The organism is Sphingobacteriales bacterium, assembly GCA_016700115.1.
GTDB lineage: Bacteria > Bacteroidota > Bacteroidia > Chitinophagales > UBA2359 > UBA2359.
The window spans coordinates 2,230,814-2,256,454 of the sequence record CP064999.1 but is presented as its reverse complement, the minus strand read 5'-3'; the positions used below and the strand labels follow the sequence as shown (position 1 = coordinate 2,256,454).

The following is a 25,641-nucleotide window of genomic DNA, read 5'->3' as shown; positions in this document are numbered from 1 at the left end:
AAACAGAGTAATTAACTATAACTCAATAGTCCAAATATGGCTATTTGGCTTTTTTGTAGTGCCATACTTCTAAAGTATCAGGGCATTGTTCCAACAATTGAGAGATAGTCAATTGAAAGGCGGGGTGAATATAACCTGGAGCCAATTGCACAAGTGGGGCAAGTGCAAATCTTCGCAAGTGGAGATATGGATGTGGAATTTGTAAATCAGTAGTATTGATAACCTCATTGCTAAAAAGCAAGATATCTATATCCATACGTCGCTCACCCCATTTTTCTGTTCTTAAACGACCTAACTTTTTTTCAATTATAATAATTTGATGTAGTACTTCTAAAGGAAATAAAGAAGTCTGAATTTCCAATGCCTGGTTCAAAAATAAAGGCTGATCAGTTTTACCCCATGCCTCTGTTTCAAAAATATCAGATTTTCGAACGACTTTACCGATACTGCTTTCACATAAGCGGGAAGCTTTGTCTATTTGATAAACCCGCTTCCCTAAATTACATCCCGTGAGCAGGTAAATTGTTTTCATTGCTTAATTACTAAGGTGTAATATTAAGTGTTGACAAACTACTAACAAAGAAATATCCAAAAAAATTAACCAATTTAAATAGCAATTAATATGCGTCAGTTTTTTAAGTTCACCTTGGCAAGTTTGTTGGGGTTGTTTCTGTTTTTCTTTTTATTTTTTATAATTTTTGCCGGAATAGTAGGAGTAGCTTCAAGGAGCAAAACTGAAAAAATTAAACCTAATTCAGTGTTGGAATTAACGTTGAACTATGAAATACCGGATAGAACCAAGTCTGAAAATTTCTTCTTCACACCCGGTTCGTTTGAAGTGAATTCAAATTTAGGACTAAATGATATATTGGACGCATTAGAAAATGCCAAGACTGATGACAACATCAAAGGTATATTTCTAAATCTAAGCGCAACCCAAACCGGTTTTGGTATTTTAGAAGAAATCAGGAACAAATTAACTGAATTTAAAGAAACTGATAAATTTATCATCGCTTATGGCGAAACAATGACCCAAAAGGCATACTATCTGGCATCAGTAGCGGATGTAATTTATCTAAATCCCCAAGGCATTGTAGCACTACAAGGTTTCAGCATTGAACTGACTTTTTTCAAAAACGCTTTGGATCGCCTTGGAATTGAGCCTGAAGTTTTTTATGCCGGTAATTTTAAAAGTGCTACTGAGCCTTTCCGTTACAATAAAATGAGTGAATACAACCGAACCCAGTTAAGAGAAGTAATAAACGGTTTTTATTCATCCTATTTAAAACAAGTTGCTCCGTCAAGAAAAATGAGTGAATCTCAGTTACACGATATTATCAATAATTTGAAAGTTCAGAATGCTGAAGACGCAAAACTTAATGGCATAGTGGATGAACTGAGTTATATAGATCAAGTTCAAAACCAACTTCGAGATAAATTGGGGCTTAAAACTGATGAAAAAATCAGTTTTGTAGGATTAGACAAATACACTAAAACCGTCGAAGCTTCAAAAAAGGATTATAAAAAAAATAAAGTCGCAATCATTTATGCTGAAGGAGGAATTCAGGATGGCAAAGGTGATGAAAACAATATAGCCTCTGAAGATTACGTAAAAATCATTCAGAAAGTACGGACGGACGAAAACGTAAAAGCCATAGTTTTGCGAGTCAATTCAGGAGGTGGAAGTGCTTTAGCTTCAGATATTATCTGGCGCGAACTCAAGTTGGCAAAAGAAAAAGGCATACCGATTGTAGCCTCTATGGCAGATGTTGCAGCATCAGGTGGTTACTATATTTCCTGTATGGCAGATACAATCATGGCAGGTCAAAACACTATCACAGGCAGCATTGGAGTTTTTGGCCTGCTTGCCGAAGGCGATAAGTTTTATGACAGCAAATTGGGAATTACATTTGACACCGTAAAAACTACTAAATTCTCTAATTTCCCAAACTCTGCAATTTTGAGCAGATCAATTACTGACGAAGAAAAATCAATTATTCAAAAGGGAGTAGATAGAATATACGATGATTTTTTAACCCGTGTTTCTGATGGGCGAGGTATGAACAAAGAAGCGGTTCATGAAGTAGCACAAGGTCGGATCTGGACCGGAACACAGGCAAAAGAAAAAGGCCTTGTAGATGTAATAGGTGGCATCGAAGATGCAGTTGAATTGGCAGCCAATATGGCAAATTTAAACGAAGATGATTACCGTACAACTGCCTATCCTGCAAAAGAGAATGCTTTTGATAAAATCATGAAAAGCTTTACAAATCAGTCAAGCCAAAATATACTTAAAAAAGAACTTGGCGAGAATTATCGCTATATTCAAATGCTGAAAGAAGTGCAAAACATGCAAGGAGTACAATGCCGTATTCCCTTTGATATAGAAATATATTAACCTGTTAACTTCAGACAAAAAAAAGGCTGTCCCAAAGACAGCTTTTTTTTTGTATTTCAAACTTGAATCCTGTAACTCTAAAGCAGCTTTTTAACTTTTTCCCATGCCGCAGTTAATTGTTTCAACATTCCGATTTGTCTCATCATAGTACGGGATTCAATTGCCGGAGAACCAAAATAGGTTTTTCCGCCTTCCAGTGAGTGAGCCACTCCCGATTGTGCCAATACTGAAGCACCTGCTCCGATAGTTAACGTTTTTGATACCCCAACCTGCCCCCAAAGGGATACATTATTTTCAATATGAGTTTTCCCTCCAATACCAACTTGAGCTGCAAATAAACAGTTCTCACCGATAACAGCTCCATGTCCGACATGAATATGATTGTCAAATTTGGTGCCTTTACCGATTATAGTATCCCCGGAAACTCCTATATCAATAGTACAACATGCCCCAATTTCCACATTGTCTTCAATTATTACACGACCACATGAATACATTTTATCGTATCCATTTGCCCGCCGTTTGAAGTAAAAAGCATCAGAACCTATAACCGTATTGGCATGTATAATGACATTATTGCCAATATGTGAATTTGGATAAATGACAACATTAGGGTAAATCAGACAGTTGCTACCAATTGTTACATTGTTTCCAACAATTGCCCCGTGCATTATAATAGTATTTTCTCCAATAAGCGCATTCCCATTTAATTTTAACATCGGCTCAAAGGGGCTGAAATACCTGACAAGGGTATTGTAAGCATTAAAAGGGTCGTCGGTATATAATATAGTTTTTTTATTGGGGTTTGGTGCGTCAGTTTGATTAATCAATACTACCCATGCATCTGATTCTAACGCCTTCGAATAGTATTTTGGATGATCAACAAAGGTGATATCTCCGGGTGTAACTTTGTGAATTTCATTAATTCCATCAATATGAGTATGATTGGTTTCAATCAACCGGGCAGAAGTCAAGTCTATTAGTGATTCAACTGATACTAATTCTTTGAATTTCATCTATTACTTGTTTAAAACACAAAGATAGTAATAATTTCATAGCTATTAGCCGTACTACCCGACAGACATAAAAAACCCCGAAACAACAAATAGTTTGTTTCGGGGGAAAAAGTGTTCTAAACTATATTGAATGTATGAAAAAGCTTTTTACTCTAAAAATCATTTAATTATTTGTACCCTGCAAAGGATAAGTTCCTATCATGTCCGGAGTTGCCATGCTTATCAAGCATATAGGCAGTTGGGAATATTCGTTTCATCCTCGAATCAATATCTTTTACAGTTACAATTCCGTCTTCATTTTCGTCTAATCCTGAGTTTTGTTTGTATGCCGTTGATGGAGTAGCATATAAAGCATAGCAAAAATCTCCTTCCAAAGCCCGCGGATAAAGAATGGCTAAATACAAATCCGTAAGCGTTTCAAAATCGCGATATTTAGTCCTGACTCTGTTTAAATACTTGTAAACATAATTGAGTTGCTGAACATGGTTCATTTTTCTGATTTCTGCTGTGGTTGTACCAAAATCTTTAGCTGTAGCCGGCATCCATTGAATCAAACCTACAGCACCACTGCCTCGATGATTGGCAATGCCGGCATCAAATTTTGATTCAGAATACATGACCGACATTAGCCATTCAGGTGGGACATCTAATTTTCCGGAAACTTTTTTTACGGCACTTTCAAATGCAACTACATCTTGCAGATAAGGAGTTGCTAACTCTAATAAATACAAGCCGTTTACCGGAAGCCCTTTATCTACATATTCAAACTCTACATTGTTGGGTTTTCCAGTTAAAGCGTAATTCACCAGATTAGTTAGCAAAACGGCCAAAGCAATCAAAATAATTGTGTGTAAATTTAGGGTGATTGTTCTTTCGCCAAAAGATGATGGATTGTTTGCTGATTTCATGTCAATGATTTTTTATAATGAGTTAAACAATAGAAGCTATATTTTTTGAAAAAAAATTAATAATATTAGTTAAAAAGTTGCCGAATAACATTTTATTAGTAATTTTACATCCGAAAATCTTTGATGAACTAATATTTTTGGCAAATATACTACTCAAATTTGTTTCTGCAAATTTTTTTATCTTTTTTTGCAAAAATAATTAGCGATTTTGATTTTCAACTGTTTATGTTTATAACTGCCCCTGCTTCAAAAACCTAAAACTTTTTATTTGAGTACTTTAAAAAACCTGTACCATGAAAAAAACAAGAGGATTAAAAAAATCTAAAGAACGCGACATCATTCATCTTAACATCAAGTTTTTAAGAGTTCAGCGAAAACTCACCCAAGAAGAGTTTGCAGAACTGCTCGGGATTAAACGTTCCTCAGTTGGAGCTTATGAAGAAGGCAGAGCTAAACCCACGAATAAGACCCTGCTAAAAATTTCAGAGCATTTTAATATTTCTACCGACCGTTTATTGCGCGAGAATTTGTCTGACACTGCTGATAACTCAATTTTCGGAACGGATATCCAAGCCCCCAAAACTGTTACTTTGCCACCATCATCGGGCATAGATAAAATTAAAATATTAGCTTTAACCGTTGGGATGGATGGGGATGAAAATATTGAACTGGTACCGGAGAAGGCTTCTGCCGGATATCTTCAGGGTTATACAGATCCGAAATATATGGAAACTCTTCCCAAATTCAGATTGCCTTTTTTACCAAGCGGGACTTACAGGGCTTTTGAAATTAAAGGCGATTCTATGTTGCCTTTGACCCCTGGAACTATTGTAATTGGAGAATATGTAGAAAATATTCAGGAAATTAAAAACGGACAACCTTATATTATTCTATCCGCTTCTGAAGGCATTATTTTCAAAAGAGTATTTAACCACATTTCTACCAACGGAAGTTTGCTGATGAGTTCTGACAACAAGGCATATAAATCTTATTTTTTGAATGCCTCTGATATCAAAGAAGTCTGGCACGCTAAATCCTATATTAGTAAAGAAATGCCGGATGTTGAGACCAATTTTCACAATCTTGCAACGTTGGTAAATGATTTGCAGAATCAAATCAATGATCTTAAAAACAAAATTGGCGAGTCTTAAAAAGACTCGCCAATTTCAAATAAGAATGACTAAAAAAATCTGTTAGTATCTGATTTGCTGTATTCCTATTATACTGGCATTCGGCTGATATAAATTAAAGTCTGCTACTGTAATTTGTTTGTCTAAATTGGCATCCCCGTCATTATAAACATTTGTGCCACTTTGTGCGACTAAAAAATTAAAATCAGCTACAGATATAACCCCATCTGAATTGAACTCACCACCGTATAATCCAAAAACTCCTCCTTGCAAGGGTTTTTGTTGATTGGGTCCAAATGCCTGATTCGAAGCAATCGTAAAATCATACTCACTAAAATTGGGTAAACTTATCTGCGAAGCACTCATTACAGCCAAATGATTTCGATGCCGGACTATGAGATAATAATTTCCCGGAACAGTTCCGATAAAGGTGGCTCCTGGTGTTCCATCTGAATCCCTTAAACTACCATCAGAAAGCAGCAAGACCGCTCTTTTGCCTCCAGAAACAGGATTAAACAAGTTATCGCGCAACTCAATATACAACCAATCAACTGCATTTGCAGGAATAGTTGCTATATTCTCCAGTCCATTATAATTCCATGGACTACCACTATATGGTTGATTAAGCGGAAATACTGATGGAGGGGTTTGTAAAGTTGTATTCATATTGCTTCCGTTGTAAGCACCTTGTAAATACACTTTTGCAAGTAATTTTACAATTGTTTGCAAATCCGGTTGATGAAAACCCTGAGTTAAGATATTGCTGCCACCGCTTAGTGTAGCAATAACCGGCTCTCCAACGGTATATGATAAAGTATAACCCCCTCCTGTTCCATATCCCCCTCCGGATGCCACCACTTGTGGTGAAAGGGATTGTGCAAAAGTACTGTTAATAGATATGCTTAAACAAGCAATGACCAGAAGTTTAACTACTGATTTCATAGGTATGTTTTTATACTTAAGATTTAATTTGAAATCTTTCACGGGTGATTTTTCGAAGCAATAAATTCAATTTAAGAGTCCAAGATACAGGATATTATTTTACAAAGCTAAGAATAAATCATGCTTTGTATCCTAATCAAATGATTTTTCACCAAAATAAAAATAATAGCATCCTATTCCTCCATCTCGTAACCGGTATATCGGTTTTCAGCTTCATCCGGATCCATATCCATAGCTTCCAGGTCTTCTTCAGTATATGACATTAGAATTTCCAGGTATTCCGGATCTATTTCATTGGTATTTGTGTCTTCTTCTTTGTTTTGAGAATCCGGATTCTTTTCTTCAGCTTTTGGCGTTTCCAGCTCAGGGGCTGTTTTTTTTGTTTTTTTGCGTTTCATAAGTTACGATTTAATGGGTCATTAAACATAATTTTTAGTCTGCATTTTTCCAAATCTGGAAATTTTGCTTTGCAATTTCAGCAATGAATCTGCTTGGCATCGTATAGTATTGATCCCAACTGTTGAAAAAACCGGGCATAGTGAGATAAAGTTGTTCTTTAGCACGGCTTGCTGCCACATAAAACAACCGGCGTTCTTCTTCCAATTGATCAATATTTTTAAGTGCTCTAACTGATGGGAATAATCCATCAAGCAAATTAGGAATGAAAACACTATGCCATTCCAATCCTTTAGCAGAATGTACAGTCGTTAATGTAAGGGGTTTGTCTTCTGATTCGTCAATTAATGGCCTGTTTTGGTCTTGAAATTTTGTTGAAGGGGGGTCAAGAGCAAAATCAGACAAAAATCGTTCAATGGTTTCATATCGGCAGGCAAGTGTGTAAAGTACATCAATATCCTGAAGCCGGATATCAAAATCATCTTCAATAGATTTTAGAATAGGCGCGTAATAGTTTTTCAGAACCTCAATTTTTGTAGCAACTGTAATTTCAGGGCTTTGTGCCTGATTGAGAGCATGTTGCAAGTGTAACAGGTCGTTTCCAAATTTTCTATTCTCCATAGACTCAAAGTCTATTTTTCCATTTTGTTGCTGAATGTGTTGTAAAATTTTGGAGGCTGTAACTAAACCAATTCCAGGTACTAATTTTAGTATGCGGTTCCATGCAACAGCATCAAAAGGATTGAGTACAATTCGAAGATATGCTATCATGTCTTTAATATGTCGTCGCTCAGTAAACTTAATACCACCGACAACTACATAAGCAATGCTTCGTTTCAGGAGTTCAGTTTGAACAAAGTTTCCATGAAATGAGGCGCGATAAATAACTGCTATATCATTTAAGGGAATTCCTTTTTCCCGAATTTCCAGTATTTTATCTACTATAAATTCAGCTTCAGCCTGCTGGTCATAAAATTTGGCAACTATTGGTTTTAAAGGGGTTTCGTTGTTTGAATACAATGATTTTTTATACCCAAGTTTCGCATTATTTGCAATTGCATTGGTAAAATTGAGCAGTTCCTGTGTGCTTCGATAGTTTTGTTCAATTTTTACCACTTTACAATCGGGATAAGTTGCAGGAAATGTTAGAATGTTTTCAAAATTGGCACCTCTAAAAGCATAGATACTTTGCGCATCATCACCTACTACCATGATGTTGCGGCTGCCCTGTGCTATAAAATCGAGGATTTCTTTTTGAACTACATTTGTGTCCTGAAATTCATCCACCATCAGATAACGGTAATTTTTCTGCATAATTCGTCTAAAAGGAATATTGTCTCTCAAGGAATCCCGCAACACATCCATCAGATCGTCATAATCAAACAGTTTATTTGCCAGTTTATACTGCTGGTAGGCCAAATTAAGCAGGTTAAGTTCTGAATTAAACTCAAGCAATGCAGTATATTCCTGCCTGAGTATGTCTTCAATAGGCAGATTGCAATTCCTGGCTTTGGAAATGATGGTTTGTATCCGGCTTTTCTTAGGAAACGCCTGATGTTTTTTTACAAAATTCATTTCCTGACGAATAAGGTCAATTACATCTTCCGAATCTGCGGTATCAATGATGGTAAAGTTTGGAGGCAAACTCAACATTTTGGAATAATACCTTAGTGTATGGTTGGCAAATGCGTGATAAGTGCCTCTTGTGATTTTATCGGCACTGTTGTTTTTTAACAATTGGGCTGTCCGTGCCACGATTTCATTTGCAGCTTTTCGGGTAAAGGTTAGCAACAGGATTTGTTCAGGGGGGATTCCACTTTCAAGAAGGAAGGCAGTTCTGTAAACAACCGTCCGGGTTTTACCACTACCGGCTCCAGCTATGACCAACAAAGGTCCTTTAATTGTTGTTGCCGCCAGATATTGGTTGGAATTAAGGCTGTTGCGGTAGTCAATTTTGTAGGTTATACCTACTTTTTCTGTTTGTTCATCAGGTTTAGGATGAATGACTCTGCTTTCTATGCTTTCGGCTATTTTTTGAAGCCTTTCCATTCTAAGATTTACGTCATTGTCAAAAGGAACAACAGAATAATCGTCAATTTTTAGATTATCCAAATCAGCTTTATGACCAACACCATAAGGGTTGTCTGTACTAAATTCAGTCAGTATTGTTGAGTCTGCAGTCGAATCGGATTGGTAATTAAAATTGATTGACTGCAAAAACTGAAGTATCTTTTCTTTATCTGACGGGTTTTCGTTCATGAAATCAGGCTTTAACAATACTGTTACCTCAAATTTACAGGAGATAGTACATAAAGGTACAAATATTGGAAAGAATGTAGCATTTTATTGCTGTTTTTACCCCCCAATTTTGAAAACTTTATTAAATAAAAAAGCCGTTGCACGAGCAACGGCTTAAGTTTATATTCAAATAATTTTTAAAAATTCAAATCAAATGTAATGCGGAGGTAATGTTATCCGGATTTTTTTAAGGTTTTGCAAAAAGATTGATGCTGATGTTGACTTCCGGTCGAATAAATCGGTCGCCAAGAGATTGGTCGTTTCGATAAGTGATTCCCCAATTACTTCTGTCAATATTAAAATTTGCTTTTGCCATCAAGCCGGCTTCGCTTAGCGAAACAGTAGCAGGAAAACTGATACTTTTTGTAATGCCTTTAAGAGTTAGATTTCCGGTAATATTGTGAGTCGGGGCCGGTTCATTGTTTTGAGTAGTGGCCTGACCTTCAGCGATGGGTTGAACAGTAGTGATATCAAATTGAGATGTAGGAAACTGGCTGATTTCAAAAAAGTCAGCATCTTTGAGGTGATTTGTCAGTTTCGCCCGGCTATCTTCATTCATACCTTCGTCTAAAACAGTAATTGTGCTGAGGTCAATGATAAAATTCCCACCGGTTAACTGTCCGTTTGCCACAATTGCTTTTCCTTCTTTGATGTTAAAACTTCCGTTATGACGACCAGTAGGTTTGGTTCCTACCCATAACACATTGCTTTGCTGTACATCTACCGACCATACGGCCTGTCCACTTGTAGTCTGAGAATTGGTTTGCTGAGGCTCCGTGGCTGTAGCTTTGGGTGCATCAGGTGCTTGGGCACAGGATATTGTTATCAAAACAATGCTTAGAAGAACTAAGTGAGCTAATGGATATTTCATTTGTGTATTTATTTGGTTTATAAAAAATTAGATGTTAGAACAATAAAACCGAGTTTAAGTTTAACCTGTGTTGCTCTGCCACTACATTAAAGATAAAAATTGTTGCAACTTTCTCAGAGGTAAGAAACGAGGAAGCCTTTTTCAGTTTTACCTAAAAGATTATATAAAATTAAGAAGAGATGGGTTAACCCTGTTAAATTTATAAGCAAATTCAAATCTGTCCAATTCTACTCCGGCATAATTGATTCAGGCAAAAATTCAGAAAATTCTCAGATGCCAAGGACAAACACTGCAGGAATTTTATGTAGGTCCGGTAATGGAGCTTTTTTCCAGTTGCCGATGGTTTGTGTTTTTATACACTGATCAGGTAAAGTCAGGTTGGCAGCAATACATAAACGAAGATGGGATTTACAAGTGTTGATTAAATCGGTAAAAAGACTTTGGTTCCGATAAGGGGTTTCAATAAACACCTGTGTTTGATTTTCTGATAAAATACGATGTTCCAAACTTCTAATTTTTTGAATACGCTGAGCTTGCTGAATTGGCAAGTAACCTGTAAAGGCGAAATTCTGTCCGTTCATACCGGATGCCATTAAAGCCAACAACATGGAAGAAGGCCCTACTAAAGGAATTACTTCAATACCTTTTTCGTGCGCCCACTGAACAATGATGCCGCCCGGATCGGCAACGGCAGGGCATCCGGCATCCGAAATTAGCCCAATATTGATTCCCTTTTCTGTGGCTTTCAGATAACTTGAAAATTCTTTTTCTCCGGCATGTTTATTCAACTCTAAAAAAGTAAGATCTTCTATCTGCCTGCCGGTTTCTTTGATACCCAGATAAACCAAAAATCTTTTTGCTTCCTTGGTATTTTCAACAATAAACACGTTTAATTGTAAGGCAATCTTCTGAACATAATCCGGTATAGTCTCCATATTCCTGCTGCCCAATGTGTTGGGTATCAGATAAAGCTTTCCTTTTTCAAAAAGTTGTTCTGTCAGCTTGGGCATCTTTGGATTTGATTTTTTTGATAAAATTGGCAAATCAATAAAATAATTGATAGTTCAGACACATCCTCCAAAGAAAATCGCATCATAGAAGATATATCACATAGATACAGGCAAATATCGGATAAAACATTCCTTTATTTCTTAGTGCTGAAAAATTTAAGGACCTCTATTTCTATATATCACTATTTAAAACCAATACCATGCAATCAAAACCAATTTTTGCAGTACTGCTTATTATTTTTACTTTGCTGTTTACAGCCGGATGTACCAACAAACGCACACAACAGGAAAATTACCGCTCTGATTATCTGATAAATCAACAACAGACAAATTATAAACCACAGCCTGTTGAATTGTACGATAAAAACAATGCCAAGTTAACTGTACCGGCTCAATCTGAAAGAAAGCTGTATAAAGGAATAAGTATAAACGAACATGATAACTCTGTATTGAGAGATGCTGTTCCATCTTCAGGAAAAGAAAATGAAGACGAAGAATTTAATACAGAGGATTACAATTATTTGCCCGAAAATGATTTTAATAATGTTGTTGAATCACCCCTCTCAACTTTTAGTATAGATGTGGACAGGGCATCCTACAGCAATATCCGGAGGTATCTCAATGAGGGAATAATGCCTCCTGCGGATGCTGTGCGGATTGAGGAAATGATTAACTATTTCACTTACAGCTATCCTCAACCAAATGGGAACGACCCTTTTTCGATGAAAATTGAGATTGGTGAATGTCCCTGGAATAGCGGCAACTATTTAGCACTTGTCGGAATACAAGGAAAAAAGATTGATATGACCGATTTACCCCCAAACCGGCTGACATTTTTAATAGATGTTTCCGGTTCAATGGAACAAGTCAATAAAATAGTGCTGCTCAAACAGGCTTTCAGTTTATTGGTCGAACAATTGCGTCCTCAGGATATGGTGGCGATGGTTGTTTATGCAGGGGCAGCCGGCGTGGTGCTCGAACCAACACCGGGCAATCAAAAAGAAGTAATATTATCAGCACTTGACCAACTAAAGGCAGGCGGATCCACAGCCGGTGGTGAGGGTATTCAGTTAGCTTATAAGATTGCTAAGCAACAATTTAAAACCGGATCAAACAACCGCGTTATTTTGGCTACAGACGGCGACTTTAATGTTGGTGCCTCCTCTGACGGTGAACTGACCCGAATAATAGAGGAAAATCGCAAATCGGGTGTTTACCTGACGACCTTAGGATTTGGAATGGGCAACTACAAAGACTCTAAACTTGAGTTGCTTGCCGACAAGGGAAATGGCAATTACGCTTATATTGACAATATTGCCGAAGCTCGCAAGGTTTTGGTAACCGAACTTGGCGCTACTTTGCTGACTATTGCCAAAGATGTTAAAATTCAGGTAGAATTTAACCCCGCACGTATTGCAAAATACCGCCTGATAGGATATGAAAACCGGATTTTAGCAGCCCGGGATTTTAACGATGACACGAAAGATGCCGGAGAATTAGGAGCGGGACATACTGTAACCGCTTTGTACGAACTTACCCCGACCAAAAGCAATGAACCTGTAACTGCAGAAGTTGATCCACTTAAATATCAGCAAGCTGAAATTAAACCTTCAGCACTGAACAGTAATGAACTGATGACTGTAAAACTAAGGTATAAACCACCACAGCAAGACCAAAGCCTGTTGATTGAAAGATCCGTTAACACGACCGGAGTGGGGCAATATTCAGACAATTTTACCTTTGCTGCTTCAGTAGCCTCATTTGGAATGCTCCTTCGGCAGTCTAAATACGCCGGTACTGCTTCTTATGATTCTGTTTTAGAAATGGCCAAACAAGGCCAAGGCTCAGACTCAGAAGGGTATCGCAAAGAGTTTATCGAACTTGTGTTAAAAGCAAAAGCACTCCAAAAATAGGGTGGTATTCCTACCTGTTAAATTGAATAAAAAAGCGCAACATGAGAGCATACAAAGCCTGAACGTTGCGCTTTTTTAGTATAACTATTAAAAAGTAGCTAAATTGTCCTCGAAAAGTGAGAAAACCGGTTACATCTGCCCTTTTCATTACACTAACCAACGAACAGACAATTATGATACTTTCAACCAAAAAAACGTATTCAGATGAAGAGCTCATCAGAGGAATTTTAGAAGGCGGAAAAGCCGAAGACAGTTGTTTAAAATACCTGTACAAACTGCATTTCCCGTCCATTGTCAAGTATGTAACTACAAACAATGGCAGCCGCGAAGAAGCCAAAGACGTATTTCACGATGCGTTGACCGCTTTTTACGAGCAGATAAAATCAGGGAAATTCAAGGGAGAAAGCAATACAGGTACTTATTTGAATGCCATTGCCCGGAATATGTGGCTCAACAGGTTAAAGCGAGATTCGTATCGCATGGCTTATGAAAAGAGCATAGCAGATGAAGGGGAACAAGTTGAAGAACATGCACACGAAGCAATGGTTACACACGAAAAATCAAACATAATACTCAGTGTTTTGTCCCTGATTGGTGAAGAGTGTAAGAGAATTCTGCTGCTGTCTATCTATGAAAGCCTGCCAATGGAGGAAATTGCTGAACTAATGGGTTTTAAAAATGCGCAAAACGCAAGAAACAAAAAACTAAAATGCAGCAATCATTTGAAAGAGTTGTTGACAGAGCGGCCGCAAATACGGCAATTGTTGTCTGAATTCAGATTTGCTTAACCCAGAAAAATTAAAAGTCATGCGTTTAAATGAACAACTACAAGAACAAATCCAACTTTACCTGAAAGGGTTATTGCCGCCCGAAGAGGCTGCAAAATTTGAAGTGGAAATTGAACAGAACGAAGAACTAAAAGATGAAGTGCAGTTACAACGAGAGGTAAACGCTCTGATTCAGATTTATGCTCATCGCGAAACTCTGAAAAAGAAACTCGATCGGATTGCAGAAGAACTGGAAGTTGAAAGTAATGAAACAGTGGAAGAGAACACTGCACCTCCCAAAACTATTTCATTTACTCAACGAATGCGGCCGTTTTTGGCTGTAGCTGCCATCTTGTTGCTTGTTGTCGGTGCTTATTTTGTGTTGTTTAACCAACCAACCCCTGAGCAACTGTTTGCTAAACATTTTACCCCTTATGACAATACCCTAACCGTCAGAGGTGTGGATGACACCACCGCCATTGCCCATGCCGAAACGGATGCCATGAAGTATTATGAAAATCAGGATTTTGGCCGCGCGGCTGCTACATTCGACCAACTGATTCAACTGAACCCAGCAGATCAATCTACCTACCGTTTTTATGCCGGTATTGCCCGTTTGGCCAATCAACAGCCCAAAGAGTCGATTCAGTATTTACAACCTGTCGCAGATTCAGACAACCCCTATCAGGAACAGGCACAATGGTATATTGCCTTAGCTTATTTGAAAGATAACGACCACCAAAGTGCCAAAAAACTTTTAGGAAAAATTGCCAATCAGTCGGTACATGACCGCAAAAAAGAAGCGCAGCAAATTTTGAAATCCCTGTGATTTAAAATATTTACGTTCTAAACACTCCAATCAAGTGTAGGGCAGCCTCATCTATTTTATTCGGGTGCAGGCTGCTTTTTTATGCCACTTCACTATCTAATAAAACCCACCCCTAACTCCTCCGAGGAGGAAAGTTTAAAGATGCATGTCAGTAATTGATGGTTCAAAATTAAATCATAGTTGGTATTATTCAGGACTTATCTTGCCCGGCTTTTTAAATACCGGAATGGCCAAGGGAGGGTATTCCGGTAGATTTGAGGATATGTAACAGGCTTTGCACCAAAACTGCGGTAAAACTGAGAAACACTTTTGCTTGTCGAGCCTTCAAAATCTAATGTTAACCCGGTTTGAGCGTTTTGTTCAATCAGGTAATTGATCAGGTAAAACATCGCTCCTTTTTCTCTTCCTTGTGGATGTGTGGCGGGAAACAGGTTGATGATTCGGTTGGGTGTCCGGAGAAAAAACCCGGCAGCGTGGAGTTGGTTTGCATTATTGAAAACTCCTATCAGCTCCCCGGCACGGTGATGGATGCTTTGAAACATCAAACGCTCCATTTGCCGGTAATGGGAATCCCTAATTTCGGTGAGGCGTAAACCTGCAGTTGACTGATAGAGGTCAATAATTGACCGGGGTGCAATATTAGATTGTATAAAATAGCCCTGAGAAAGGGCAGTTTTCAGGTTACGCCGCACATTTTGGTTAAATGACCGGTAAAGTAGCTCGTAGGGTGAGTTGAGGGGTAACAGATGATTGGTTCTTGAACTTACCGAAATACCGGAAATCAACTGATCTGCTTGATTGGCTTCGTTCAATGTATAAATAACGTATTTGAACTTTGCGGGGATGGACTGTATAAATTGTTTAACCAGATCCAAACCGGGAATTTCTGCACTAAACACTCCCAATTGCTGCGCCCAGATTGGTTTGTACAAATAAGAAATGCCATATTTTCGTTTTTGGGTCAAGGGCATAACTGCTTCGTAATTTCTCAGAACCAAAGCTCCCCAACCGGGTGAGATGATGTCAAGATACCACGAATAAGCATAGGGTAAACTGTTGCCGGCATTGGCAATACATTGATCCCAACGAACATAATCAATTTGATGGCTGGTGAGGTATTGAACAGGCTGCATACTTTTGTTTAAAATTAGCGGGATTACCTTGTTCTCAACAGGTGCCAAAAAATGATGGCATCGAAAACTGCATGTGCAATCATGGCAGAAATAATGCCCAACCAGTTGGTAAAATATCCAAACCCTGCGGTCATAAAGACCATAAGCAATCCGTACAGAAAAATGCCCATGTCTTTCAGGGAAAGATACCCATGTATGGCAACAAATATGATGGCAGTCAACCATATCCCTAAAAAAGGTTGCAAGGCTCCCCTGAAAAACATCTCCTCACCTATTCCTGCACAAACTGAAGCAAAAAAGGCATCCAGATATTTGATGTCAGAGTTTTGAATAAACCCTTTGAAAAAACGTGTGCTTTCTTCCAAAGCCTTTGACTCTGCCACGGAGATGGCAATGAGTGCCAGCGAAACCCCATAGCCTGTGCCGTATATCAATTGCCATTTAAGTGCTGTTTTAAACAACAAGTCGTTCAGAGAGGGCAATGAAAATATCCAGATCACCGCCATTCCTAAAGCAGAAAACCCGACCAAAGTGGCGAGTGATAAAAAGAAAAAAGTCCGCCTGTTTAGTGTCATGACTTGTTGGGATAGGGGCAGTTTGTTTGTGGTAACAAAATCCGGTTTAATATTGATGAATGGATAGCAGGACTAAAGTACAGGCTTCTTCCGTTTCTATTCCGTTTTTTTGTGCAAGTTGAACCAATTCCGGATTTTCTGCACCCGGATTGAAAATAATGCGTTTCGGTTTCAGGGAAATCAGGTATTGGTAATATTCTTTTTGTTTGACAGGGTTCAGGTAAATGGTTACCGTGTCCACTTTTTCTAACGGAGGTTGCCCAATGATGATTTCAAGCCCCTCTATACTTCCATGTTCAATGCCAATCGGTATCACTTCGTGCCCATGTTGTAAAAGACGGCGAATGGCGATATTGGCATACCGGTATTCATGCGTAGAGGCCCCAAGTACCAAGGTTCTTTTCATAAGCAATAGCGTTTTACAAGAATACAAAGCGCAATTTGAAGTGATTCCATTCGCATGGTTTATATCTGTTCTTTATGATATTAATCCCGAAAATGTCAAACTGAATACTAAGTTCATACGGATTAAAGAATACCCGCCACAATTACCTTGAACTTTCGGTACATCCCGGTCATATTCAGCAAATGATATACAGCCATATAAACAGTTGGAAATCGTTGAGGTTCTACCTTGTCTGAATGGGTGATGCAGCTTTGTATGATTTGTCAGGAATTGGTTAAAGCCCGTTAATGCGTAGTTGAATACTTACCAACCTCAAAGCAGGTAAACCGTTCATTGTACAAATACAATACGCCAAAACAAGGTATTTTAAAATTCTGAACTAACTTTGTCCGAACTCAATGCAACCAACGACATTTTCTTTTTCATTTCAAAACCACCAAAAAAAGCCATGATTCTTAAACTTGCTTGTGAACAATGCGGCGCTCCGGTTGCAGCAGTCAATATCAATATTGAAAAAGCGATAGCCAAATGTACTCAATGTGGCTGTGTGTTTAGTTTTGAAAAACATTTACCATCGGCAGAACCGGTCAAAGAGCGGACAGAAATTGACATGCCTGACGGCATTGATGTCTTGCATCTTGCCAGCGAACTGACTCTTTATATTAAATGGAGCAGTGCATTTAACAAATTCCTGCTGTTGTTTACCGCTATCTGGAACAGCGTAGTGATGTTGTTTGTAGTGGTTGCCATCTTAACTGGACAATGGATTATCCTGTTGTTTATCAGCATCCATCTGAGCGTTGCAATTGGCCTTACCTACTACTTAATCGCTTTGCGATTTAACACCACCGAAATCAGTGTAACCAAACAGCGCGTGACCATCCGCCATAAGCCAATCTGGGTGCCTTTTTTCAAAAACAGAGAGGTAAATGCCCTTGACATCAAACAACTCTACACGGCACAGTATGTTGCAGGCAGAGTAAACCAGCAGCCTCAATATGCTTATGAGGTCAAACTGATTACTAAGTCGGATCAGTCTATACGCATTTTGCACGGATTAAAAAGACCGGTGCAGGCACAATATATTGAGCAGGAAATTGAAAAATACCTTCAGATTAAAAACGTCCGGGTAGAAGGTGAATTGAGCTAATCCACAAATTCCGGTGCCAATGGTATCGCCGGATTCGCAACTTTTTGAGGGGTTTACTTCCGGTTAAATACAAAATATTGCCATCAATCTTTATTATCTTTACTGCCATAAACTATCGGTCAGATGGTTGTTGGCTGCAACCCTACAAAGACTGTACAAAGCAATTTTAAACAGACCTAAAAATGACCCGAAAAGTCAACCAAACAAAACGGCACATTTGGTTTTACCCCTCATATCATCCGACCCATGACCCAAGTTTGCAAATGAGCCGCTTTTTTACCAACGAACTGATCTAGTTCCAATTGAAAAACATATCTTAACCGACTGAAAAGGAAATTAAATTTTAAATGGATTTAAAAGAATTGAAGCCAAGAAAGGCGCTGAACAAAGCCTTTTTAAAAGTAAAACCGAACAGGACTGAAATTGAAGGGTTCAAGACCAATCTCATTACTTTACTCGACAGGACAAATGACACGGAGAGCGAAGAGTTTCATAAAAACTTGGTTTCTGACTTTTTAAAGAAGACCTATTACGACCCAAACCTTTTTATAAATACCAAAGGACGAAACGACCTTGTTATTCATAATGGACAAAATGCAAACTCGACAGTTGGCGTAATTCTCGAAGCTAAAAAGCCGACCAACAAAGCCGAGATGATTTCCACTAAAAAACTGAATGTAAAAGCATTTCAGGAATTGGTGTTGTATTACTTACGTGAAAGAATTACCCACAAAAATCTTGAAGTAAAACATTTGGTGGCGACCAATATCAATGAGTGGTTTATTTTTAATGCCACCCTGTTTGACCGGCTTTTTGCCCAAAACAAAGACTTTGTAAAGCAATTCAACGATTTTGAAGGTGGGCGTTTGGCAGACACCAAAACGGATTTTTTTTACAAACAAATTGCCGAGCCGTTTATTGAAAACATTACTTCTGAAATTGAATTTACCTATTTCAATATTCAGGACTTTCAAAAACCATTGCGCAATGCCGACAAAGCAGATGATAATTCACTGATTGCTTTATTCAAAGTGCTTTCGCCGGAACATCTCTTAAAACTTCCGTTTACCAACGACAGCAACAGCCTTGACAAACGATTTTACAGCGAGTTGTTGCACATAATCGGACTGACCGAAACCAAAGAAGGAAGCAAAAAACTGATTGAACGAAACAAAGCAGGTGAACGGCACACAGGAACTATCCTTGAAGATACCATTATTCAATTGGACAGCTTAGATAAATTGAGCCGATTGGAGAAACCCAACCAATTTGGCAACTCACAACAGGAACGGCTTTTTAATGTTGCCCTTGAACTGAGTATTACCTGGATGAACCGAATTTTGTTTTTGAAATTGTTGGAAGCCCAACTCATTACCTACCACAAATCCCACCTACTGAGAGGGGCTGTGGGAGTGTCTGAATACAAATTTCTTCATATTGACAAAATTAAAGAATACGACGACCTGAACACCTTGTTTTTTCAGGTACTGGCACGCAAACATGAAGAGCGAAACGAAGATGTAAAAAAGACTTTTGAGAATGTACCTTATCTCAATTCATCACTTTTCGAGCCGACCGAGCTTGAGCAGGTTACTTTGTTTATCAGCAACCTCAAAGACGATAAAACCATTCCGATTTTTTCGCAAACCGTGCTCAAAGACCGGCAAGGCAAAAAACGGTCAGGCCATATTTCTACGCTTCAATACCTGTTTGAGTTTTTAGATGCTTACGACTTTGGAGCCGAAGGGGGCGAAGATATTCAGGAAGACAACAAAACACTCATCAACGCTTCGGTTCTCGGTTTGATTTTCGAGAAAATCAACGGCTACAAAGACGGCTCGTTTTTCACTCCCGGTTTCATCACAATGTATATGTGCCGTGAAACCATCCGAAAAGCCGTTGTGCAGAAATTCAATGAAGCCGCTTCTCCCCTCTTGAAAGGGTCCAAGGATGAGCCTCCCCTCTTGAGAGGGGCCGGGGGTGTGTCAAAAAGACAAATCATCCCTTACAATCCCGCATTAAAAGAACTTGCCCGCGAAATTAGAAACAATAGCACTAAATCAGAAATCATTCTATGGAAAGAACTCAAAGGAAAATTTGAGGGTAAATATGATTTTCAGAGGCAAAAACCTTTAGACAATTACATTGCAGACTTTTTTTGCCATGAACTGAAATTAGTCATTGAAATTGATGGAGCAACACACAATTGGGAAGAAACACAACAAAAAGACTTTGTAAAAGAATGCAGGCTGAATGAATTAGGATTAAATGTGTTGAGATTTTCAGATACTGACATCTATAAACATTTAGAGCAAACACTAAACACAATAAAAAGCTACATTGAAGGATTTGAAAAAAACGATTTGTCCTCATTTAAATATGATGATACGCCACTAAATCCTTTATCGGGGAACAAACACATATATAACACACCCCTAAATCCCCTCTCGAGAGGGGACTTGCCGGAGGTGTTCAAAACACTCGATGATGTATATGAGCAAATTGGAGAAGGGCGACTTTTTACCCGTCAACAAGCAAATGATATAATAAACAGCATCAAAATTTGCGATCCTGCCGTGGGTTCGGGACACTTTTTGGTTTCGGCACTCAATGAAATGATTGCCGTTAAAAATGACTTGAAAATTCTTCAAGACCGCGACGGCAAACGCCTGAAAGAATATCAGGTGGAAGTGGTCAATGATGAACTGATTGTAACAGACGAAGAAGGCGAACTTTTTGAATACAACCCAAGCAACAAAGAAAGCCAACGCATACAGGAAACGCTTTTCCACGAAAAGCAAACCATTATTGAAAACTGCCTTTTCGGTGTGGACATCAATTCCAACTCCGTAAAAATTTGCCGTTTGCGTTTATGGATTGAACTTTTGAAAAACGCCTATTACAAGAACGCAACAGAATTAGAAACACTTCCAAACATTGACATCAACATCAAATGCGGAAACTCTTTGGTGAGCCGTTTTGCCATTGATGCCGACCTGAAGCAAGCCCTGAAAAAAAGCAAATGGACAATTGAAAGCTACCGGTTAGCCGTTGACACGTACCGAAACGCCGAAAACAAAGAACAGAAAAGAGAAATGGAACGGTTGATTGCCGACATAAAATCGGATTTCAGAAGTGAAATATCACAGAACGACCCAAAGGTAAAGAAGCTACGCAAACTACAAGGCGAGTTGTTTCAACTAACCCATCAGGGGCAATTGTTTGAAATGAGCAAAAACGAAAAAGCCGATTGGAACAAAAAAGTAACACAACTAACAGAAGAAACTAAAAAACTTGAAACCGAAATTTCAGCAATAAAAGCCAACAAGATTTTTGAAAATGCTTTTGAATGGCGTTTTGAATTTCCCGAAGTGCTGAATGATGATGGCGATTTTGTGGGCTTTGATGTAGTAATTGGAAATCCGCCTTATGTTGATTTAAAGGAATTAGATAATAACCTTGTTAAGTTCATTTTTGCACATTATCCAACATCGTCAAACCGTGTAAACTTATACTCAACATTTGTAGAAAAGGCATTTTCGCTCCTAAAATCAGAAGGTTATTTCTCATTCATCATTCCAAATTCTATATTGATGGGTTCATCATATCAAAATCTAAGAAACCTAATAAAGAATGAGATTTACGGAATAGTAAAACTTCCAGAGAAAGTTTTTGAAGATGCAGCAGTTGAAACAGTAATTATTGAATTTAAGAAAAAGGGCGAATTTGAAATTTGCCAAACTTTGGCTTACAAGAAAGACGATAAAGTAACCGAACTTGATGAAACATTAAAATACTTAGTTCCTAAAAAATCTTGGGAAATCTATGATGAGCCAAAATTCAATATTTACATTTCTGATGAAATACTAAAACCATTAACGAAAATTCACGGCAAGGGGAAGCGATTAGAAGAAATAGCTGATTTTACGCTTGGAATTACACCATACGACAAATACAAAGGACATTCAAAAGAACTAATTGAAAACAAAGAGTTTCATTCAGATGTGAAATTATCTGATGAATACAAACCGCTTATCAAGGGTGAAAATATTGTTCCCTATTACGTTGACGAAAAGGAAAACGGTTACATCAAATACGGCACTTGGCTTGGTGCACCAAGAGAAGAAAGGTTTTTTACCGAACCAAGGGTAATTGTTCGCCAAATCGTTTCAGGTAAACCACCGAAAATTTATGCAGGTTATACAGATAAGCCACTTTATTTTACTCAAATTGGTTTTTCTATAATTCCCAAATCTGATATTACTGTTTTTGAACTAACAGCTTTGCTAAATAGCAAGTTGATGAATTTCTATCACAAGTATTTATTCTTGGATATTGAAAAAGAACTGTTTCAAAAAATCCTAATTGAAAACTGTAAACTTTTTCCTTGCAGAGCATTTAAGGACGGTAATTCAGTAAAAGAAATAATCGAGAAAATCATAAAAACAAAATCAAGTGATGCCGAAGCAGACACAACTGAATTTGAAACCAATTTGGACAAAATGATTTATGAGCTTTATGAATTGACGGAAGAAGAAATTAAAATCATTGAAGGAAATTAGGTTATGGCACTATCAAACACAGAAAACTTACGAGATGAAATAGATAAACAATTTAGACTGTATGTTGATGGAATAAAGATTAGAACCAAATGTAATCTTAATGATTGTGCTGTAAATGGAGAAGGTTTCTTTCGCAATTTTTTTAATTTACTTTTTGGGTTTAATCTTTCAAAAGATAAAATTGAAAGTGCATACAATGAAACAATTGACCTACACGATGTAGAAGGGAAAAGATGTGTTCAAGTAACAGCAAGAAATGATAAGCCGAAAGTAGAAACCACTATAAATCACTTTGTTAACAAAAAAAGATATGAACACTATAAAGAACTGCATTTTATCATCATTGACAGAGAAATTTCGTTTAAATATGATGCAAATGCTTTATTAAAATATGGCGTTACAATTGTATTTCACGACTACACCACAATTTTTCAATCTTTAAAAGACAAATTTGATTCTTACGATAAAATTAAACCAATCTATGATTTTATTATTTCCGAGCTAGACCAAAACAAATTAAAATTCGACACAAGTGATAATTCTGCAAACTCAAAAACAATTAACAATTCTTTTAAGCCAAACAAAGAACTTCACCTTGTTGACCAAATTTTAGAATATTTTAAGCTATTTGAAGGGTTCAATTTTATCCACCCAAGAACAATTTCAAGACTTCCGATTTTCAACAGTAAAGAAAGTTATCACGATTCGTATTCGCACTTCTGCCTTAAAACAAGCAATAAATCAATTCACGAACTTTTGCAAAAAGTAAAAGTTGAAAACACGGTTATAACAATTAGCGATGAATCGTTAAAACCGTATGAAGAAAAATTAAAAGAAATTTTCCTTGTTCTCAACAACTGTTTAATTCAATGTATATGTTACAGAGAAAAATACACGGAAATAGAGCATCATAAAATAAAAGTCAAACATTACGATAGTAATTGTAATTGCTTGTCTTGTCAATTCCGCAATTTTAAAATACAAACGCTTTTCACAGACCTAAAAAGCAAAGCCATTGAACATTCGGAAAATCTTGACGAAGCATTAGCTGAAGGCTATTATTTATGTAAACTTGGCGAACACATAAAGGGTTGGCAAATTTTAAAAAGTGTTGCTGAAAAAAGTAAAAATCAAAATAATTCTGCCATTCATTTTTTGTCGCTTTACAACATAAAACAAATTCGCAATTACATTGATTCTCCTTGGTGGAAAAGCGAAAACAAACAAATACTTCCGAAAATAGATGAAATTGACTTGCATATTACAATCAATGATTTTTCAATTCCTGTTGAATTAAGAGACGAATTAATAAAGGTAAAAGAAAAACATTATTTGCATTGGAGTCGTGAAATTATTGATGAACAATTTGAAAGTATTTTAAGCACAAATAAACTCTATGCAAATGGTGGGACAAGTTTGGGGACAAATGCAATTAACTTGTTGTTGGAAGAACTTAGTATTCTATATGCTTTTTACTCCGCTAATCATATTATTACTGATGATTTTTACACGTTTAGACAAGCAATAACTAAAGGGATTGAAGGTGTTTTAATAAGTTTTACCACTGATAAAAGTTATGAATACAGATTTAAAGAATTTAATAGCTCACTTTTATCATTTATGTTTTTCTTTCTAGAAGAAAAGAAGTTGGAAGAACTTTTCAATGAGTATAAAATTCAAAGTATCCCCATTATTGAAAGTGAAAAGCAAAGTTTCATTAGCACAATTACAAATTTCTTTACATTTCAATATGCCACAGGTATTTGGAACAGCATTAAATTTAATGATGATATTTCAAAACAAGATTACTTTTCATCTTATCGTCAGTCGCTTCGTTTTATTTTCAATAATATAATGTTGTTGCTTTCAAAAGCGGAATTAACAGATGAAGAATTAAAACCGATAGCAAAGCCATTTGTAAATTATTTACGAGTTGCAGAAGACTTTGATCACAACAATTGGGCTTATGCTATTAAATTTTTTAAAGCAAAAATTCAGATATTTTCATCGAAGCAAATCAAAACAATTATTGAACTGAAATTTGACGATAAACACCACAATTCGGGTGATGATATCCTTGAATCAATTTGTGATTTAGCATTTGAAAAGGCAAATTTTATTTTGACTGAAAATGACAAAGCATTTTTTGAAAAATTGTTCAACAGAGTTACAACAGCTTGTAAAAAGTGTAACAGGGTTCACAACACGAAGCAAATATTTGCTTCGTGGAATATTGCTAATAAAACAGGAAAACAAGTAATCAAACAAAAAGCCGTTGAATATTTAGAAGGCAAATTTGATGCAAACTTTTATATGAACGCAGCATTTAAAGGCGTTTTCACTAAAGACGAAAACCCAAACCTTTTAAAAAGGTTCATTGAAAGTGTGGTTGAAAGTTGTTCACCTTACGACATTAAACAAGATAACGGAAAATGGAAGTTTCAGAATTTTACAGGTTTCAATTTTATTAATTGCCTTGCTTACTTAAATGTGGACTTTAATCAAGAAAACATTCAAGAAATTTCAAAAATATCTGACTACTATAATTGGTTAATCAATTACGAGACTTACGACTACACAAACTTTGACTTAAAATGGCTAAATGAATTGTTTGTTCCGTATTACATCAAAGAGAAGCTACAACAAATTGAGCCCTTAAAAGAAAAAATAATTAAAGAACTCAAAGACAACTATGATTATAAACTTGCAGAATTTTACACTAAAAACTTAATCAAGTAATGCAAACGCTTAACAGTCACACATTGCAAAGTCGCTCCGACCGACCCTCAAGAAAAAAATTAGGCAGCAGCATGTGGCTGTCACACCGCAGTTCCGACAGACAATCAACACGAAAGACACAGGGGCAGTCCATAACATTGGTAACCAATGCACAAGTACACAAATACCACTAAAATCCTAAATGTAGTACCACAACTTTTTGCTATTAACCCTTTTAACCCAATAGGGAAATCCACTTGCAAAATGTAGGGAAGTGAAACAAAAAGTGGCAGACGGGCTATGTCTAAAAAATAGCCTAAGCGGGTAAAAGTTGGTTAGTGAACCATGGATTGATAGGGTAATTTATTGGAACTTATGTTTATTAGGTTGCATGTTTGGTTTCAATGCTTACCGAAAAAAAATCATGATATTAGTGGTAACGGTACAGCACCGGTTGGATACAAAAATATTTTTAGTGTTATTGGTAAACATAAGCAATTAAAAAGTAACTTTACATTCGTTACGCCTACTTATATCACCTTTAAGCATGAACCCGCAACCGACCTATACATTAAACCAAAACTTTTAGAACACAACGATAGCAGAACAACCATACGAT

19 protein-coding genes and 1 pseudogene are annotated in these 25,641 nt (G+C 37.1%); 9 read left to right on the top strand and 11 right to left on the bottom strand.

The genetic code is table 11. The annotated features are described in order from the left end of the window. Nucleotides 1-40: 40 nt before the first annotated feature. Entirely contained in the window at nucleotides 41-532 is a 492-nt protein-coding gene (gene folK, locus IPM47_07995) for a 2-amino-4-hydroxy-6-hydroxymethyldihydropteridine diphosphokinase (protein ID QQS30854.1), read from the bottom strand. 90 nt (nucleotides 533-622) lie between these two features. Between folK and sppA the strand changes: the two genes are divergently transcribed. Beyond that, nucleotides 623-2,398, top strand: coding sequence for a signal peptide peptidase SppA (gene sppA / locus IPM47_07990; GenBank protein QQS30853.1), 1,776 nt, complete (start codon nucleotides 623-625; stop codon nucleotides 2,396-2,398). Nucleotides 2,399-2,475: 77 nt separating this feature from the next. Here sppA and IPM47_07985 read toward each other — a convergent pair whose 3' ends face one another. Together IPM47_07985 and IPM47_07980 are read right to left on the bottom strand one after the other, a co-directional pair. After that, nucleotides 2,476-3,414 carry a UDP-3-O-(3-hydroxymyristoyl)glucosamine N-acyltransferase gene (locus IPM47_07985; GenBank protein ID QQS30852.1) on the bottom strand — a complete coding sequence of 313 codons (939 nt, stop codon included), beginning with the start codon at nucleotides 3,412-3,414 and terminating at the stop codon, nucleotides 2,476-2,478. Between the two features lie 167 nt (nucleotides 3,415-3,581). Next, nucleotides 3,582-4,322 (bottom strand): transglycosylase SLT domain-containing protein, encoded by a 741-nt coding sequence (locus IPM47_07980; GenBank protein ID QQS30851.1) that lies wholly within the window; start codon nucleotides 4,320-4,322, stop codon nucleotides 3,582-3,584. Between the two features lie 293 nt (nucleotides 4,323-4,615). On the opposite strand from IPM47_07980, the gene IPM47_07975 reads away from it, so the two are divergent. Further along, nucleotides 4,616-5,473: a helix-turn-helix domain-containing protein gene (locus IPM47_07975; protein ID QQS30850.1), complete on the top strand. Its 858-nt coding sequence runs from the start codon at nucleotides 4,616-4,618 to the stop codon at nucleotides 5,471-5,473. Nucleotides 5,474-5,515: 42 nt separating this feature from the next. Here IPM47_07975 and IPM47_07970 read toward each other — a convergent pair whose 3' ends face one another. The 5 genes from IPM47_07970 to IPM47_07950 form a co-directional block, all read right to left on the bottom strand. Further along, nucleotides 5,516-6,394 carry a hypothetical protein gene (locus IPM47_07970; protein ID QQS30849.1) on the bottom strand — a complete coding sequence of 293 codons (879 nt, stop codon included), beginning with the start codon at nucleotides 6,392-6,394 and terminating at the stop codon, nucleotides 5,516-5,518. 173 nt (nucleotides 6,395-6,567) lie between these two features. After that, complete coding sequence (locus IPM47_07965; protein ID QQS30848.1) at nucleotides 6,568-6,792, bottom strand: hypothetical protein; 225 nt, start codon at nucleotides 6,790-6,792, stop codon at nucleotides 6,568-6,570. 34 nt (nucleotides 6,793-6,826) lie between these two features. Beyond that, nucleotides 6,827-9,049, bottom strand: a complete 2,223-nt coding sequence (locus IPM47_07960) for an ATP-dependent helicase (protein QQS30847.1) — start codon at nucleotides 9,047-9,049, stop codon at nucleotides 6,827-6,829. A gap of 226 nt (nucleotides 9,050-9,275) precedes the next feature. Then, the gene (locus IPM47_07955) at nucleotides 9,276-9,959 is read right to left on the bottom strand and encodes a YceI family protein (protein QQS30846.1); all 684 of its coding nucleotides are present in this window, start codon (nucleotides 9,957-9,959) and stop codon (nucleotides 9,276-9,278) included. Between the two features lie 269 nt (nucleotides 9,960-10,228). After that, nucleotides 10,229-10,969, bottom strand: a complete 741-nt coding sequence (locus tag IPM47_07950) for an SAM-dependent methyltransferase (GenBank protein ID QQS30845.1) — start codon at nucleotides 10,967-10,969, stop codon at nucleotides 10,229-10,231. 200 nt (nucleotides 10,970-11,169) lie between these two features. Between IPM47_07950 and IPM47_07945 the strand changes: the two genes are divergently transcribed. From IPM47_07945 to IPM47_07935, 3 genes are all read left to right on the top strand, one after another. Next, nucleotides 11,170-12,882 (top strand): VWA domain-containing protein, encoded by a 1,713-nt coding sequence (locus IPM47_07945; protein ID QQS30844.1) that lies wholly within the window; start codon nucleotides 11,170-11,172, stop codon nucleotides 12,880-12,882. A gap of 116 nt (nucleotides 12,883-12,998) precedes the next feature. Next, nucleotides 12,999-13,670 carry a sigma-70 family RNA polymerase sigma factor gene (locus IPM47_07940; GenBank protein QQS30843.1) on the top strand — a complete coding sequence of 224 codons (672 nt, stop codon included), beginning with the start codon at nucleotides 12,999-13,001 and terminating at the stop codon, nucleotides 13,668-13,670. A gap of 19 nt (nucleotides 13,671-13,689) precedes the next feature. Further along, on the top strand, nucleotides 13,690-14,478 hold the full coding sequence (locus IPM47_07935; GenBank protein ID QQS30842.1) for a hypothetical protein: 789 nt from the start codon (nucleotides 13,690-13,692) through the stop codon (nucleotides 14,476-14,478). A gap of 197 nt (nucleotides 14,479-14,675) precedes the next feature. On the opposite strand, the gene IPM47_07930 is transcribed toward IPM47_07935, so the two are convergent. The 3 genes from IPM47_07930 to IPM47_07920 are packed head-to-tail and all read right to left on the bottom strand — an operon-like array spanning nucleotide 14,676 to nucleotide 16,592. Beyond that, nucleotides 14,676-15,611, bottom strand: coding sequence for a hypothetical protein (locus IPM47_07930; GenBank protein ID QQS30841.1), 936 nt, complete (start codon nucleotides 15,609-15,611; stop codon nucleotides 14,676-14,678). Between the two features lie 23 nt (nucleotides 15,612-15,634). Then, complete coding sequence (locus tag IPM47_07925; GenBank protein ID QQS30840.1) at nucleotides 15,635-16,186, bottom strand: CPBP family intramembrane metalloprotease; 552 nt, start codon at nucleotides 16,184-16,186, stop codon at nucleotides 15,635-15,637. 46 nt (nucleotides 16,187-16,232) lie between these two features. Then, nucleotides 16,233-16,592: a CoA-binding protein gene (locus tag IPM47_07920; GenBank protein QQS30839.1), complete on the bottom strand. Its 360-nt coding sequence runs from the start codon at nucleotides 16,590-16,592 to the stop codon at nucleotides 16,233-16,235. 448 nt (nucleotides 16,593-17,040) lie between these two features. Here IPM47_07920 and IPM47_07915 point away from each other — a divergent pair, with 448 nt between their 5' ends. The 4 genes and pseudogenes from IPM47_07915 to IPM47_07900 all read left to right on the top strand — a co-directional run bounded on the left by IPM47_07915 (nucleotide 17,041) and on the right by IPM47_07900 (nucleotide 25,043). After that, nucleotides 17,041-17,742 carry a hypothetical protein gene (locus IPM47_07915; GenBank protein ID QQS30838.1) on the top strand — a complete coding sequence of 234 codons (702 nt, stop codon included), beginning with the start codon at nucleotides 17,041-17,043 and terminating at the stop codon, nucleotides 17,740-17,742. Nucleotides 17,743-18,089: 347 nt separating this feature from the next. Further along, nucleotides 18,090-19,664 (top strand): annotated as a pseudogene (locus tag IPM47_07910) (type II restriction endonuclease). A 327-nt stretch (nucleotides 19,665-19,991) separates the two neighbouring features. Further along, entirely contained in the window at nucleotides 19,992-22,304 is a 2,313-nt protein-coding gene (locus IPM47_07905; GenBank protein QQS31418.1) for an N-6 DNA methylase, read from the top strand. Nucleotides 22,305-22,307: 3 nt separating this feature from the next. Then, complete coding sequence (locus IPM47_07900) at nucleotides 22,308-25,043, top strand: SMEK domain-containing protein (protein QQS30837.1); 2,736 nt, start codon at nucleotides 22,308-22,310, stop codon at nucleotides 25,041-25,043. The last annotated feature ends 598 nt before the right edge of the window (nucleotides 25,044-25,641 follow it).

Excerpts from the sequence above, each read along its gene's own strand:
- IPM47_07900 (QQS30837.1), top strand. The coding sequence starts at position 22,308 with ATGGCACTATCAAACACAGAAAACTTACGAGATGAAATAGATAAACAA.
- IPM47_07960 (QQS30847.1), bottom strand. The coding sequence starts at position 9,049 with ATGAACGAAAACCCGTCAGATAAAGAAAAGATACTTCAGTTTTTGCAG.
- IPM47_07925 (QQS30840.1), bottom strand. The coding sequence starts at position 16,186 with ATGACACTAAACAGGCGGACTTTTTTCTTTTTATCACTCGCCACTTTG.
- IPM47_07970 (QQS30849.1), bottom strand. The coding sequence starts at position 6,394 with ATGAAATCAGTAGTTAAACTTCTGGTCATTGCTTGTTTAAGCATATCT.
- IPM47_07965 (QQS30848.1), bottom strand. The coding sequence starts at position 6,792 with ATGAAACGCAAAAAAACAAAAAAAACAGCCCCTGAGCTGGAAACGCCA.
- sppA (QQS30853.1), top strand. The coding sequence starts at position 623 with ATGCGTCAGTTTTTTAAGTTCACCTTGGCAAGTTTGTTGGGGTTGTTT.
- IPM47_07955 (QQS30846.1), bottom strand. The coding sequence starts at position 9,959 with ATGAAATATCCATTAGCTCACTTAGTTCTTCTAAGCATTGTTTTGATA.
- IPM47_07915 (QQS30838.1), top strand. The coding sequence starts at position 17,041 with ATGATTCTTAAACTTGCTTGTGAACAATGCGGCGCTCCGGTTGCAGCA.
- IPM47_07920 (QQS30839.1), bottom strand. The coding sequence starts at position 16,592 with ATGAAAAGAACCTTGGTACTTGGGGCCTCTACGCATGAATACCGGTAT.
- IPM47_07985 (QQS30852.1), bottom strand. The coding sequence starts at position 3,414 with ATGAAATTCAAAGAATTAGTATCAGTTGAATCACTAATAGACTTGACT.
- IPM47_07930 (QQS30841.1), bottom strand. The coding sequence starts at position 15,611 with ATGCAGCCTGTTCAATACCTCACCAGCCATCAAATTGATTATGTTCGT.
- IPM47_07950 (QQS30845.1), bottom strand. The coding sequence starts at position 10,969 with ATGCCCAAGCTGACAGAACAACTTTTTGAAAAAGGAAAGCTTTATCTG.
- IPM47_07935 (QQS30842.1), top strand. The coding sequence starts at position 13,690 with ATGCGTTTAAATGAACAACTACAAGAACAAATCCAACTTTACCTGAAA.
- IPM47_07945 (QQS30844.1), top strand. The coding sequence starts at position 11,170 with ATGCAATCAAAACCAATTTTTGCAGTACTGCTTATTATTTTTACTTTG.
- IPM47_07980 (QQS30851.1), bottom strand. The coding sequence starts at position 4,322 with ATGAAATCAGCAAACAATCCATCATCTTTTGGCGAAAGAACAATCACC.
- folK (QQS30854.1), bottom strand. The coding sequence starts at position 532 with ATGAAAACAATTTACCTGCTCACGGGATGTAATTTAGGGAAGCGGGTT.
- IPM47_07975 (QQS30850.1), top strand. The coding sequence starts at position 4,616 with ATGAAAAAAACAAGAGGATTAAAAAAATCTAAAGAACGCGACATCATT.